Origin of the sequence: Streptomyces shinuiensis (assembly GCF_043660855.1) — a bacterium.
Taxonomy (GTDB): domain Bacteria; phylum Actinomycetota; class Actinomycetes; order Streptomycetales; family Streptomycetaceae; genus Streptomyces.
This window is the reverse complement of the sequence record NZ_JBIHML010000004.1, coordinates 40,703-53,895: the sequence shown is the minus strand read 5'-3', so window position 1 is coordinate 53,895 and position 13,193 is coordinate 40,703. Positions and strand designations below refer to the sequence as shown.

The window sequence follows — 13,193 nt, the reverse complement described above, 5'->3', positions numbered from 1 at the left end:
CGGTCTTCCTCGTCGTAGCGGTCTGGTCCTTCTCAGCTGTGTTCGTGCTGCTGCTCCTGGAGCAGGGCCCGGCCGAGGGATTGCAGGGTGTAGAACTCGCTCTCTGTGGTGGGGGCCGCCACCGGGTAGGGCAGCGTGCCTTTGAGGCGGTAGTCGCCGGGTTCCCCGTTGTACGGCCAGTCGGGCATGGCGGTGGTGTAGATGGCGTCGGTGCGGAAGGCGACGATACTGCCGGGTGGTAGGTGCAGTGCGCCGACATGGAGGGTCCGGCCGTCGGCGCTCTTGGCGCGGGTGGACAGCAGGGCGGCGCGTGCTGCGGACCAGACGCCGGCCGCCCACTCGGGGTGGGCGTTGGGGTTGCGGCTCATCTGTGTCCGTTCCCAGGTGACGGTGTCGTCGCTCATGGATTTGATCCGGGCGCCGACGGGGATCTGGGTTTCGCTGCCGATGGGCACGGTCCCGGTGGTCGTGGTGGGGCGCTGAGCGAAGCCGCCGATGCCGTACAGCAGGATGCTGCGCACGGCGCGGGAGGCGAGTTTGTATGCCTGGCGCAGCTCGTCGTCGCCGGTGACGGCGGCCGCGGTCGACAGCCCGGCCCAGGCCTTCTTCAGCTTCTCCGACCACTCCTTGAGCGGGGTGCCGCTCTCCCACAGCAGTCCGTCGAGGATCTCCACTTTCCACGGGGTGATCGGGTTGCGCAGCGCTGCGTTGACCTCGGCGCCGCCGGCCCAGGTGACAAAGGTGCGGCCGGCTTCATGGGGGTAGATCCATGCTCGGTCGCCCTCGATGGCGAAGGGCAAGATGCCGACATGGTTCCAGTCGTCGGGGATGGTGACCTTGACCTGCCAGTGGCTGGGAGCGAAGAGCGCGTCGGTCTGCTGCTTCTGGCTCCAGGAGGCGAAGGTGCTGGCGGTGACGCGCTGAGGCGCGCCCACTCCGCTGGCCCAGGTGTGCTTGCCGTAGGCCAGGGTGCGGTCGAGCTCGTGGAGCTGGGACAGTTGGTCCGGAACGCGGGGCGGGGTGATCAGTTCGGTGCGGCCCTGCCCTGAGGTGGCGTGCAGCAGCTGGCGGATCTCGTCCGACATCACAGGGTAGCCGTCGGCCCACTTGGCACCGGCCTTGGTGGGGATGGTGCGGGCCCACAGGTCGCGTCCGGTCTGGCTCGGCGATCCCATCAGCACGACGTCGGGCCAGTCCTTCTTCAGCGCCTGCCACAGCAGGGCGAAGGCGTGCCGGATCGTGGCGACGTCGGCGCCGTCGGGGTCGAACCATTCGGCGACGCTGCGGATCTCGACGTGTTGGTCGCCGCGTTCCCATCGGCCGACCGGGTTGCGCTCGTGCAGGAAGTGGCCGGCCATGCGGTCCTGTCCGCGCCGGGACTCCACCTTCCAGCCACCGGGCATGGGAGCGTCGAGCCAGGCGCGCACGGCGTCCTTGAGGTAGGGGTAGCGGTCAGCGTCGTGGTGCCAGGGGTCGCCGGCGGTGATGTAGATGCGCTCGACGGTGTCGGGGACGTGGGCGTAGACCGCGGTGAGGATCTCGTCGGCGCTGCCGTGGCCCAGGTCGAGGCGGATGCGCTGGTCGCGGTGGATGAGATCGCCGGTACTGGCGTCGAGGAAGACCGTGGGGCGTGCCTGCTGGGTGAAGTTGGGGCGCTTCGAGACGAGGTTGGAGGCCACGGCGAACCAACGATCGCCGGCCTCTCCGCCCGGGATGGTGGGCAGCTCGCGCGGAGCGGTGGCGACTGCCGGAGCGGGAGGGGCGGGCTCGCTCGCGGCCGGGACGGGGGTGGTGTCGCCGTCGTATGCGGCCGGGGCCGGTTCGGCGGGTGCGGAGGTCGGCGTGGTGGTGGCGGGCTGAAGGGCGACCGGTGTCATGGTCGGTGCGGCGGCCCCGTTCTCCTGCATAGCAGCTTCGTCTGCGACCGCTGCGGAGGGGGTGGGCTGCTGCGTCTGACCTGCGGAGGGCTGAGGGGCCAGGTGCGGGGCGCGCTCAACGACCTCCTTGACCGACAGACCGGCGGCCGGGGCAATGCGCTCCGCCTTGGCCTTGTCGTAGCTGGCCACCGTCTTGAGCTGGCGGTCGCGCTGGCCGTACAGCTTGTTCAGCGCCTTCTCGGCCTTCTTGATGTCGTCGCGCAGACCGCGCAGCACTGCCAGGCCCTCGTTGAACTGCTTGGTATCCATGGCTCAGTGGCTCCTGTCGTGAGGCGCGCGGGTGGTGACGGTGATGCTGTACTCCGGTGGGATCGAGACGGTGAGGTGGCTGGAGCCGCTGAGTGTGATGACGGCTTGTCCGACTACCACATGTCGTTGTGGTGGTTCGGATGCCTCGCGGTCCTGCGGCTGGTCGCCCTGGAGGAGGGCGTCGAGGCCGAGGACCTTCACAGGGGTGCCCTCGCCCGCTTTCCAGGTGGGGGCCGGAGCGTGCATCTGTGCGGCGTAGCGAGCGGAGGGACGTCCGTGGAAGATGATGCGCTTGCGCGCGCCGTCCCCGGTCCAGTGCCAGCGCTGGCCCTGCTCGTCGGGCAGGACATCGTAGACGGCCATGGTCTTGCCGCGTCGGCAGGCGACAACGACGGCGATCCGGTCGGGGTCGAAGTGGCGGATTGTCGTCGACCGGCCGACCCAGGGCGACCAGGCTCCCAGGACGACGTCGGATTCGGCCGCGCGGCCGGCTTCGACCTCGCTCCAGCGTCGGTTGACGTTGACGGCCAGGACCTGGTCCTGGCCTATGGGCTGTTCCGCTGGCATCGGCGCCTCTTCAGGTCAGGTGTGGGCACTCCTCACTCTAGAATACTCAGGAATGGCTACGCAATATGTATTGATAGGTCTCTGGAGGGCTCTCGGCCTGAAGAGGCCAAGCCCGCGCGTGTGGTCGCCGTCAGATGGCGGAGGGCTCCTCCCCTTGCGTCAGGCCAAGCCGACGGCTGGACTCCAGTGGGGTGACGGCTTCTTGCGGCAGGTCCAGGACTCCGGTCAGCAACTTCCGGACCTCCGTCATCGCCACGGGCTGCTCGTGCGGGCCACCGCTGGAGTCCTGAGCCCGGTACAGCAGTTTGTGGAGCTTGGCGTACAAGCCGTCCAGGACGGGGTCGGTGATCGTCGACGCGGTGTAACGGGACCCGACATCAGCCAACGCCGAGGCAGCCGGTGGTGCTGTCTTCTGCTGGAGTTCGTGGAGCTTGGCGTACAAGCCGTCCAGGACGGGGTCGGTGATCGTCGACGCGGTGTAACGGGGCCCGGCACCGGCCAACGCCGAGGCAGCCGGCCCGCTGGTCACCTCGGTGACGAACGTGCCGCTGCCGTGTGCGGTATGGGCGCGATCTTCGCCTTGCCGCACGTGGATTGCGCTGCGGGAGTCAGGTCCGTGTGGAACGCCGGACCGGTGTGTGGATCGATCGTCGGTGGTTTGCCCGTGCCGGGCGCTGGCGGTGGTCCGATACGGAGGCTGGTCGGTGTCAGCCACGGGAGTTCCCCTTACGGTCGGTTCGGTCAGCCACTGCGGGATTGCCGCGCTCGGCCCGCTCGCTGCGGGCCCGGGCGAGTGCCTGGGCATGGCTGCCAGCGCACGACAGTGCCGCACGTCGACGAGCGAGTTCTTGGGCGAAGGCCTCGACCGGCTCGCGTATCGGTGTGCGGGGCGCGTGTTTGTCCGGTGCCGACTCGGTGGACATCGCATCGCGGGTGATGAGGTAGGCGGCGAGGGCCCGGCGATAGCCCGGCGACGCGGTCTCGCGGGTGACCACCGGCCCGACGGACGGCGTGGGGAGGGGTGCTGGACCCGGTGCCGGCTCGGTGGCCTCGGGGGGTGGGCCGGGCCTGCTCCGTACGATGTCGCGGACGACATTGGGGCCAAGCGCGCTGCCGAAGCGGGCCAGTAGCGCGGGGCGCTCCAGCCGCAGTTGTGTGTACCAGACGTCGGAGTCGGCCCGGACCTCGAGTGCGCCCAGGTCCGCGCGGAATCGGACCGCGTGGACGTGCGCCGCCAGCTTCTCCCCCGCGATGGAAGGCCACCGGTCTACGGCACTTCCGCCGGCGGCCGGGATTTCCCAGGCCCGGTCTGCGATCAGGCCTTGGATGACCGCGCCGAACCCCATGGGATCGCGGCCGTCCGCGTGCCGCCGCGGCGGCCGGGGGCGGCGGCGTGGCCTGCGGGACTCGGTGGCACCGCCGTTCTTGCGCGCTGCCTCTCTCGCTGCGTGCAGAGCCACCCGAGCCAGGTCGACGCCCGAGGGCTGCGCACTGGTGTCGGTGGTCATCAGTGCCTCCTACCGGTGGGTCAGGGACATTCGAGGGCTGCGGCGTGACAGGTGCAGCGCGCGCTGGACGAGGTCGAGCCCGTACATCGCCTCAGCGGCAGGGCGTCCGAACGCCTCAACGGCGGAAGTGACGAGGGCGGTATCGCCCTGCATGTACTCCGCCCAGGCCGCATCCCGCATCGCCTGCAGTTCTTCGACGGTCAGATCCTGCGGCCCGTCGAGGGCGGGGAGCGTCTCTGCTGCCGTGTGGGCTTCGGGTCGGGGCGCGAAGGCCTCGGCGACCAGTCGGCGGACAGCAGCACTGCGGGGCGCTTGCCAGTCGCCGTCGTAGCGCTCCGCGCGCGCCCGTACCTGCCGGATGCGGGCACGGCGGGCTGCCTCGACGTCTTCCCGCCAGCGGTTGACCGCGTCGGCGCGCTTCGCCGCCGTGCCGAGCACGCGTTCGGCACCGCGCAGCAGGACGGCCAGCAGCCCGGAGGCCCGGTGCACATGGGTGGCTTCTCCGCGGAAGTGCAGCCAGGCACGGACTTCCTCGGCGCTCCAGCCAGCGTCGGCGAGGTCGCGTGCCACCCAGGCGATGCGGGCCACGGAGCAACCACGTAGCCAGTCGACCTGCTCAACCAATTCCCGCGCCAGCTGGTAACGGCGGCCGACCGCGTTGAGGGTGCGGCGCCGGTTGTTCCTGGACTTCTTCGGGGCGGGGCACTTGCTCGCCCCGTGACCGAGCTTCGCCTCAGGGGGGAGAGGAGTAACACCCGCAGTCGAAGAACTTTCTGAACCACCCTCCATTGGGGTGCAACGCGTGGTGCTGCGTGAGCGAGTGCGGGATGGGCGGGTGGCGCGGCTCCGGCGGGGGCGCCGCATCAGCTTGCGGGCCATCTTCCCGAGCCGCTTCATCAGCGTGCGGCCTTCCTCGGCGATGCCTTGCAGGGCCCGGATGTATCGGTCGCAGGTTCGGGTGGTGAGGCGGAGAGCGGTGTCGAAGGCGGGCGGGATCGTCCAGACGAACTCGCTGGCGCGGCCGCCTTCGCCGCGTACTCGGGTGCCCTTGGCGCGGTAGGCGAGCAGGCCTGCCTCCCGCAGGATGCCCAGGTGGTACTGGACGGTCCGCTTGGAGAGCTTCAGGACGTGCACGAGGTAGTCGATCCCGGGGCGGCAGGGTGCAAGGCGGGCGAGTTCAACAGCCACGCGCAGGGTGGTGTCGCCGATGTGCTGGGGGCCGTGGCCGCGGGTGGCCCGGTAGGTGCCGTCGATGTGTGCCCAGCAGACGGCCTGCATCCACGAGTAGCCGTCTGGGGCGATACGGCCGGTGGTCGCCGAGACCCACTGGTGGGCTGCGGGAACATACAGCGGGGCGGGCAGGGTGACCTCGGTCGGGCAGGAAGAGTGCAAGGGTGGCGTGGTGGGCACGGAGGTCCGTTTCCGGGTAGCGCGAGATAGACCCGCGGCGAGCAGAGCTGCTGCGGGCCTGGCAGGGCCTGGGGAGGTAAGGCCGCCGCAGGCGGCTCAGGGAGGTCTCAGATACAGATCAAGGAGAGCTGCTCTGGTTTAGAGTCTGCGTCGACAAGGGCCCTCGGCTCGGGGGGCGGGGACGCGGTGCTCTCGCTTTTCGGGATGTCGTTGCTCTCGGAGATCAGCCCATGCGCCGGCTTCGGGACGACTCGGATGCGTGCCGGGCGGCGCGGCCGCCTGTCGCGCAGGACGTTGCGGGGCTTGGCCGGATTCTGGGCTTCTTCGGCAACCAGCTCAGCCAGGCGCTTCAGATGTGCCCAGCTCAGGTGGGTGCGCTGCTTGATGCGGGGCAGAGGAGTTCCTGCGACAAGCATCTGCATGGCGGCGAGCTCAGCGCGGGCGTGGTCGGCCTCGTACGTCGGCCAGGTGGCGGCCGGCTGCACGGTAACCATGGCGGTTTTCTTCGTCTCGCCATTCGTCATGTGGCACCACCCCCCGCTGAGGTGAGGCCGGTTTCAACGACGACGTGCTTGCTGTGGCCAGTAGCCGGTCCGTACCCGTCGGCCGCTTCGTATCTGCCGGGCTCGGCATCCGCGCGGTAGGCCAAGCCACCGACGCCCGACAAAGTCTGTCCCGGAGGGCCGTAGACAACGATGTGGGAGGCACCGGGGATGCCGAGACTGGCTGGCATCAGACATCCCGGGCCCCACTTATCCGCCGCGGTCGCCGAGAGGGCCAGGAGCAGATCAGCTCCCAGAGCCACCGACGTACCCAGCACGATCGGGTATTGAAATCTGGCGATCGCCTGCCGGGAGGCAGACGATGGTGTCACACTCATGCACGTCTCCTGCGAAGAGGGACACCGGGTCCGGTCAGCGGGTTTTCCAGGCCAACAGTTGACCGGATCCGGCATCTAGCACCTGCAGCGGCACCGATGTTCTGATGGGAAGTGCCTTGGACGGCGCCGCACAGGGCATGATGTGCAGGGCCACCAAGATCCTCGATAGAGCAAGGTACGTTAGGTGCCATGAGCTATCAAGTCGGTGGCTAAGGTTGTTCACCAAACGTTCAACAAGATCAACCGTTGCATCAGGAGTTCCGTAATGCCCGCACGCCGTTTCGAGGGTCGCGTTCTGCGCCAAGCACGCAGGGCGGCGGACATCACCGCAGCCACTCTGGCGAACCGGATCGGCGTAGCGCGTCCTCAGATCTCGAAGTGGGAGTCCGGCAAGTCCTTCCCCGCCCTGGAGAAGCTGCCCGCCATCGCCGAGGCCCTGGGGAGGGACCTGGACGACATCTTCCCTCGGTCGGGCGAGCCGGACCTGCTGGATCTGCGCTGCGACGCCGGCCTGACGCAGAAGGAGGCCAGCGCCAGAATCGGAACCAGCCACATCCCCGTGATCAACGCGGAGAAGGGCCGCCGGCGGCTGGATCCGCAGTACGTTCCCCTGCTCGCGCAGGCCTACGGCGTGACCGAAGAGGAACTCCTGGGAGCTCAGGACCGAAGTTTCGGAGTCGTCACCGCCGCGCCGAACATCGCTTCCACACCGCTGCCGCGGACGCTGGCCGAGAAGATCGACTATCTGTTGGCCAGCACCTACGCCCCAGCCGACGTGCCGGGGGACACCGACCTCACCGAGTGGGTCAACGCTCGGGTCGGCCGTGCCCTGCTGACACCTGAGCAGTTCACCGCACTGCGGTGCGGCAGGCGTACTCTGGCCGAGGTTTTGCCCGAGCACAGGGAACAGTCGGCCTTCTACGGTGCTCTCGGTGAGACTCTCGGGGTCTCTCCGCTGTTCTTCCAACCCGACGACGCGGTCGCCCGTCAGGTCATGGAGGGCATCAGGTTCCTGGCCGCCGGTGGCAGAGATTTGGCCCTGGCCGCCCGTGGCGCGGAGGAACTCGGGGTGTCGCCAGCGATGCTGGCGCAACTGACCGCTCTCATCGAGCAGGCCAAGCTGGAGAACCCGTCCACCGGTGACTGACCCGGCTACAGCAGCCACAGCGTGGCCGTCGCCGTGCCGAGTGCGGAGCCGGCCGCCGTCTGGGCGATGGTGTGGTAGGAGAGGGCCGTGCGGGTCCAGCACACCAGGGCAACCAGGCTGTAGGCCAGTGTCCACCAGGGGGTATGCACCACCGCCAGCATCGTCACCACGGACGAAGCGACCGCGGCATCCACGCTGATCTTCCATTTGCTGCCGTCATTGACGGCCAACAGGCCGACCGTCATCGCCCACAGGGCCACCATGGCCACAACGACGTCGCGTGGGGCGTGGGCCGGCAGCATCACTGCCAAGGCCACACCGATCGAGGCAAGGATCACCAGGAAGATCGGGCGGCGCTGGGAGCGGTCGACGACGTGCCGGTCACCCCAGGTTCCCCGCTTGCGTTCCCAGTTGATGTACGAGGCCGGAACGACGCCGGCGAAAACGGCGGCGAACAGCCCCCATGCGGCTCCGCTCCAGGTACCGGCTGAGGCCGCGCCGATGCCAGTGAGGCCGGCCAGAAGCACGTGCATGGGCTGCAGGATGTCAGTGATCCTGCGTGCTGCTCTCTGCCGGGCACTGACCAGTTGGGCGGTGGTGGTCACAGCGCGGGCTCCTTCGCGGCGTCCAGCAGGACTCGGCCGTCATCGGGGGTGAGGGCGGCGCGGGCGGCCTGGACACGCTCCAGCCAGGCAGCTTCGGCCTCAGGGTCGGCGATCGGTTTGGGCGGCAGTGCCTCGGAGGCTTCCGCGTAGCGCTCGCTGGATGCAACGCCGACCAGGACCGCGTTGATCCAGTGGGCTTCGGCGGCTGCGGGGGCGTCCTCCTGGTCCGCCACTTCCGCCTCCGCCACATCCAAGAGGAGCGGGGGTGCGTAGTGGCGCAGCTGATCGACTGCGTCGGCGATGTCTTGGACCCAACGGTCCAGGCGCACGCCCACCGGCGGCGTGGCACGGGCGATCTCCCGCAGGCGGGAGGTAGGGGGGGTAAAGGAGATCCCGGGCACGGCTTTCATCAGGTCCCGCCACAGCGGGTATAGCCTCCACAGTGACCGCCATGCACGCCACCTCGATGCCGCAGCGCTGGTGGTGGGGATGCTGGCGCCGGCGGCGAAGAGGAAGAACAGCGCGATCTGCAGGCCCTCGGTGGCGCTGCCGAAGGTGAGCTCGGTCTCGGTGCTCAGTGGCACGGCGATGGCCACCCACATGAACGTCACTCGGGAGACCACGTAGGTGACTCCGAGCGCCATGGCGATCGACATCAGGATCAGGCCGGTGCGCAGCAGGCGGGTCTCAGCCCGCCGCGCGGCGCTTGTCCACTGGTAGCCGCAGACGGCGCTGGCCGCCCCCAAGTACAGGTAGAAGACGGACATGTAGGCGGTGGCACCCCACTGGCCGGCGTGTTCGGCCACGAAGTCGGTGCTTGGCCGGCTCCGGTCGACCACGGTGAAGAACAGCACGGTCATCAGCACCATCGAGGCGATGGAGGCCTTGTAGGCGACGCGTTCGATCCACCGTGCGACAGCGACGTGGCGGGGGATCTCGTCCTGATCGGACCTGCCGTAGCTGGCTACGACATAGGTGAGGATCGCCAGGATGGCGGCGGTTGATACGTAGTGCTTGATCAGGATCGACAAGTCCGTGATGGGCGAGTGGTTCAGAGCATGCTTGATGGCCGGGGTCTTCAGCCACAGTGCTGCGGCGAACCCGGCGTAGCAGCCCCACAGGGCCCGGCGGTGGGTGTCTCCGTAGAGCACCGCAGGAAGCCGCCACACAGCGACCGCTGTCATCGTGGCCGCGACGGCGTAGGCGAAAAAGGCGAGCATGCGATTCCTCCGCTACTTCCGTCGCCGCAAGGGGGCAACCGGGTGGGACAGACTGTTCTCCAGCAGGCTCACCATGTCGTCTCCTTGCGGTCCCTGCCGACGGACCAGGTCCTTGATGAGAGAGGCCGACAGTTCCGCCTCGCGCTCCTCCACGGAGTCGTAGCGGGCCCGCGCCTGCACGACAGCAGGCGCGCCCAGCCGGTCGATGAGGTTGCGGCGGATGTGGCTTGGCACCAGACCCTCGAACTGCTCTGAACTCAGATTGGTGCCGTGGTCAAAGAACTCATGAGCCAGCTCGTGGAGGACGGTATGGCTGGTCTGATTCTCGGTGGGGCGGCGTCGATAGAAGATGTAGGTGTGGCTCTCGGCTCTGGCTCTGAGCCCGCACGCGGTGCGCAGGTCCGTCGCTCTGTCGTTGAGCTCGATGAGCGTGATGCGCCGACCTGACTGAGCTTCCAGATTCGCTACCAACCCATCGATGCTGAACGGTTCGGGCAGCGGGAAGTCGGTCAGGCGCCTCCGTAGCCTCCGCATCGACAAAAAGCTCATTTCCCCTCCAACCAGAGCTTGCTGGCTGCGTGCACTTTGCGTCTCCCCATGCGATGCGGAACGGCAGCCGAGACCTGTCCGGCGCGTGTGGTCTGTGTCCTGGTGGCCCGCCCGTCACTACCAGGGCAGGTCCGAAAACGAGAGATCAACGTCTGCAACGCCTTCTCGCTCGGCCCCGGGGGCCACGCGCGAAGCAACGCCCTGCAGGCAGGGGGGCGGACGTAACCACCTCGATACATGCACACGGCGCCGCAACGCTGGAACCCACCTCAAAACGCCGAGGGAAGCGCGGCAACCCGACTTGTGCGCCAGGCCACACCAGCCTAGGTACCTAGATGAAAGGGCAAAAAAGGTCTTGCAGTGCACTGATGCTCCAAGGTCTCCCGCCCGGGTCGACCGCTGCTCCACCTCGTGTCGCGAGGCAGTAGTGGAAGCCAGGCCGGCGCGCGCGATCGGCTCTGCAGCGGTCGGGCCCACCCCCGTGAAGCCCGGCCAAGTCTCAGCGGCCGGCGCCCTGCTCATCCTCTCGTTCAGGCAGGAGGAGTCGACCGGGCCTTCCGCGATGCGCCGTCTGACCAGTAGTCCACTTACGTCGTCAACTGGCGTGGATCCGATCGTGAACACCTAGCTGCCTGTCCCCCGTAGCAACGGTCCCCGCTTCTTATGCCACCGGGGAGGTGTAGTTCTCCGTGCGCGGCGGCGGTCCTCACCGACGGTAGGTCTACACCAGCTTTCCGGTGATGAGTCGAACGTATGCAGATCACTCTGGCATAGTCAACTGAGATGGATGAGGAGTGAGAGGTGACGCTGATCCCATGAACCCCCAAGACCCGACGGCCGCCAGCGGTGGGAACGAGGGTGCAGAACCTGTCTGTGATGGAAATCCCTCGCTCGCGCAGAGGCTCACCCACCTCTTCGAGAGCATCTACCCCAAGGGCCGGGGCCCGTACAGCACACAGGAAGTGGCCGAGGCGCTGCAAAAGCGCGGAGGGCCGACCGTGTCGGGTACCTACATCTGGCAGCTGAAGACCGGGCGACGGGACAACCCGACCAAACGCCACTTGGAGGCTCTGGCTCAGTTCTTCGGGGTCCCAGTGGCCTACTTCTTCGACGACGAGCTCGCCGAGCGCCTCGGTGAGGAACTCAAGACCTTGCAGCTGCTCCGCGACGGAGGCGTGCAGCAGGTCGCGCTACGCGCGGTGGGCCTGTCGTCGAAGAGCATGGACACGGTCCTGGCCATGATCGACAGAGTGCGGGAGTTGGAGGGGCTGCCCGTTGAGCATGACCGCCCCGCCGACTGAACCGGCACGGCCACTACCGTTGTCAGGTCCTCCTGGAAGGAACCCCCCACATGAGGCCTACACGACGCGCCAGCAAGGCTTACGTGCGCGACCTCGCACTTCCCCCAGCAGCGAGCATCCGCGACCTGATCCCGGAGATCGAGCGGCGGTCAGGTCGCTCGGTGTGCCTGCTGCCCGCAGAACTCGAAGGATCCGCACCCTGCGGCATGTACGTGGCGACAGAGGGCACCAACTACGTCTTCTACGACCCGCGGACGAGTCCGGCCCACCAAGACCACATCATCGCCCACGAGTTCGCCCACATCCTGCTGAACCACCAAGGCGGCACGACGCTCCCGAACGCCGGCGCCAGCGGCCTGATCACGCTGATCGACCCGGCTGTGGTGCAGATGGTTCTCGGGCGCACCGACTATGACGAGGAGGACGAGGCGGCGGCAGAGTTCGTCGGCTCTTACCTCCAGGCCCACGTTCGCTCCGTCGGCCCGGTAAGGCCGCAGACACCAGAAGGATCCGACGTTGACCGAGTCGCGTATACGCTGCTGCGTCCGCAGAGGTAACACCGCATGAAGGACCTCCTGCACCCGCTGTGCCTGGCCATCGCGAGCGCGGGGTTCCTGTTCCTCCTGCGGGATCTGGGCAAGGGCCGCAGAGACGCATCCGTGGTCGCCTTGAGCCTGGTCTTTCTCTCGTCCGCCCTGAGCTTCGTCTTCTCCATCACGCCCGTCTGGGTACGCGTCGACCACTTCTTCGGGGTCACCAACATCGCGGCTCCCATCGCACAGAGCTGCGTCATCGCGGTGCTGGTCTTCCAGATGAACCTGCTGGCGCACTGGGGCAAGCCTCCCGCCAAGGCGCGGCGCCGGATCCGATGCCACGCCATCGCCGGAACAGCCGTAATCGCAGGGTTGTTCACGCTGTTCGCGATGCTCTCCCCGGCCGTCCAGCAGCCGACCTCCTTCGCCCTTTACTACGCACACGACCCCTTCTACAAGGCGTACCTGACGCTCTACATCAGCGCATACGCCGCCGGAGAGATCCTGCTCGCCCGCGCCTGCTGGACCTACGCCCGCCGGGCGCAAGACGTCTGGCTCGTACGCAGCCTGCGCATGGTTGCCGTCGGCGCCTCCATCACCCTGGTCTACAGCGCGATCCGCCTCAGCGCCCTCGTCGGCGAAGTGGTCGGCTTCAGCGTTCACTCACTCGACCCGATCGCCTGGGCGTGCGGCGACATCGGGGCTGCCCTGACCTTGATCGGTTTCTTCCTTCCCACCCTGGCGGCGCGGGTCAGGAACGTACGCGGCTGGGTATCCGGTCACCTGGCCTACCGACGGCTCGGCCCACTGTGGGAGGCGATGCACCGCGCTGTGCCGTCCATCGTGCTCATGGAGCCCCCTTCGCAGCTGGCGGAGCTGGCTCGCCTTCGATCCGTGGACTTTCTCCTCTACCGGCGAGGAGTGGAGATCCGGGACGGTCAGATCGAGCTCCGCCCCTACCTGGACCCAGACGTCCGTGAGGCCGCCGAGCAGCAGCGCCGCGCTCAAGGTCTCACCGAACCGGACCTGACCGCCGCGGTGACCGCGGACCAGATCCACCACGCGCTGATCCGTAAGGAGCACCGACAGCCGGTCGATACACCAGCCGAGTACGCCGACGAGCGCCTGCCGGTCCCGCCGAAGCAGGAGAGCCAGCACCTTCTGCGCATCGCGTCCTTCTTCACCCCGCCCATGCCGAGCCAGCCTGTGCACCAGCAGAAAGCCAACGCACCTCAGTGATCCGTCGAACCTTCCTGACCACCTCGCTCGCCGCAGCGGCCTGCCTGC

General features: G+C 68.0%; 13 protein-coding genes. 4 read left to right on the top strand and 9 right to left on the bottom strand.

Annotation, left to right across the window (positions count from 1 at the left end):
- Window positions 1-32: 32 nt before the first annotated feature.
- The 6 genes from ACGRHY_RS28000 to ACGRHY_RS27975 all read right to left on the bottom strand — a co-directional run bounded on the left by ACGRHY_RS28000 (window position 33) and on the right by ACGRHY_RS27975 (window position 6,195).
- Window positions 33-2,186: a Mucin-19 gene (locus ACGRHY_RS28000; RefSeq protein ID WP_394638451.1), complete on the bottom strand. Its 2,154-nt coding sequence runs from the start codon at window positions 2,184-2,186 to the stop codon at window positions 33-35.
- Between the two features lie 3 nt (window positions 2,187-2,189).
- Complete coding sequence (locus ACGRHY_RS27995; protein WP_394638450.1) at window positions 2,190-2,753, bottom strand: hypothetical protein; 564 nt, start codon at window positions 2,751-2,753, stop codon at window positions 2,190-2,192.
- Between the two features lie 130 nt (window positions 2,754-2,883).
- Window positions 2,884-3,342 (bottom strand): hypothetical protein, encoded by a 459-nt coding sequence (locus ACGRHY_RS27990; protein ID WP_394638449.1) that lies wholly within the window; start codon window positions 3,340-3,342, stop codon window positions 2,884-2,886.
- 118 nt (window positions 3,343-3,460) lie between these two features.
- Window positions 3,461-4,261, bottom strand: a complete 801-nt coding sequence (locus tag ACGRHY_RS27985) for a DciA family protein (protein WP_394638448.1) — start codon at window positions 4,259-4,261, stop codon at window positions 3,461-3,463.
- A gap of 9 nt (window positions 4,262-4,270) precedes the next feature.
- Window positions 4,271-5,653, bottom strand: coding sequence for a helix-turn-helix domain-containing protein (locus ACGRHY_RS27980; RefSeq protein ID WP_394638447.1), 1,383 nt, complete (start codon window positions 5,651-5,653; stop codon window positions 4,271-4,273).
- 125 nt (window positions 5,654-5,778) lie between these two features.
- Entirely contained in the window at window positions 5,779-6,195 is a 417-nt protein-coding gene (locus ACGRHY_RS27975; protein ID WP_394638446.1) for a hypothetical protein, read from the bottom strand.
- A gap of 621 nt (window positions 6,196-6,816) precedes the next feature.
- Between ACGRHY_RS27975 and ACGRHY_RS27970 the strand changes: the two genes are divergently transcribed.
- Complete coding sequence (locus ACGRHY_RS27970; protein WP_394638445.1) at window positions 6,817-7,698, top strand: helix-turn-helix domain-containing protein; 882 nt, start codon at window positions 6,817-6,819, stop codon at window positions 7,696-7,698.
- Between the two features lie 5 nt (window positions 7,699-7,703).
- Here the strand turns inward: ACGRHY_RS27970 and ACGRHY_RS27965 are convergent, their stop codons facing one another.
- The 3 genes from ACGRHY_RS27965 to ACGRHY_RS27955 are packed head-to-tail and all read right to left on the bottom strand — an operon-like array spanning window position 7,704 to window position 10,072.
- Window positions 7,704-8,303, bottom strand: coding sequence for a phosphatase PAP2 family protein (locus ACGRHY_RS27965; protein ID WP_394638444.1), 600 nt, complete (start codon window positions 8,301-8,303; stop codon window positions 7,704-7,706).
- Window positions 8,300-9,523, bottom strand: coding sequence for an MAB_1171c family putative transporter (locus ACGRHY_RS27960; protein ID WP_394638443.1), 1,224 nt, complete (start codon window positions 9,521-9,523; stop codon window positions 8,300-8,302). Before ACGRHY_RS27960 ends, ACGRHY_RS27965 begins: the two co-directional genes overlap by 4 nt.
- A 12-nt stretch (window positions 9,524-9,535) precedes the next feature.
- The gene (locus tag ACGRHY_RS27955; RefSeq protein WP_394638442.1) at window positions 9,536-10,072 is read right to left on the bottom strand and encodes a hypothetical protein; all 537 of its coding nucleotides are present in this window, start codon (window positions 10,070-10,072) and stop codon (window positions 9,536-9,538) included.
- An 815-nt stretch (window positions 10,073-10,887) separates the two neighbouring features.
- Between ACGRHY_RS27955 and ACGRHY_RS27950 the strand changes: the two genes are divergently transcribed.
- From ACGRHY_RS27950 to ACGRHY_RS27940, 3 genes are read left to right on the top strand one after another with little or no spacing between them, the layout of a single operon-like run.
- Window positions 10,888-11,373 (top strand): helix-turn-helix domain-containing protein, encoded by a 486-nt coding sequence (locus ACGRHY_RS27950; RefSeq protein WP_394638441.1) that lies wholly within the window; start codon window positions 10,888-10,890, stop codon window positions 11,371-11,373.
- Between the two features lie 50 nt (window positions 11,374-11,423).
- Window positions 11,424-11,930 carry an ImmA/IrrE family metallo-endopeptidase gene (locus ACGRHY_RS27945; protein ID WP_394638440.1) on the top strand — a complete coding sequence of 169 codons (507 nt, stop codon included), beginning with the start codon at window positions 11,424-11,426 and terminating at the stop codon, window positions 11,928-11,930.
- Between the two features lie 6 nt (window positions 11,931-11,936).
- The gene (locus ACGRHY_RS27940; protein WP_394638439.1) at window positions 11,937-13,145 is read left to right on the top strand and encodes an MAB_1171c family putative transporter; all 1,209 of its coding nucleotides are present in this window, start codon (window positions 11,937-11,939) and stop codon (window positions 13,143-13,145) included.
- Window positions 13,146-13,193 lie beyond the last annotated feature (48 nt).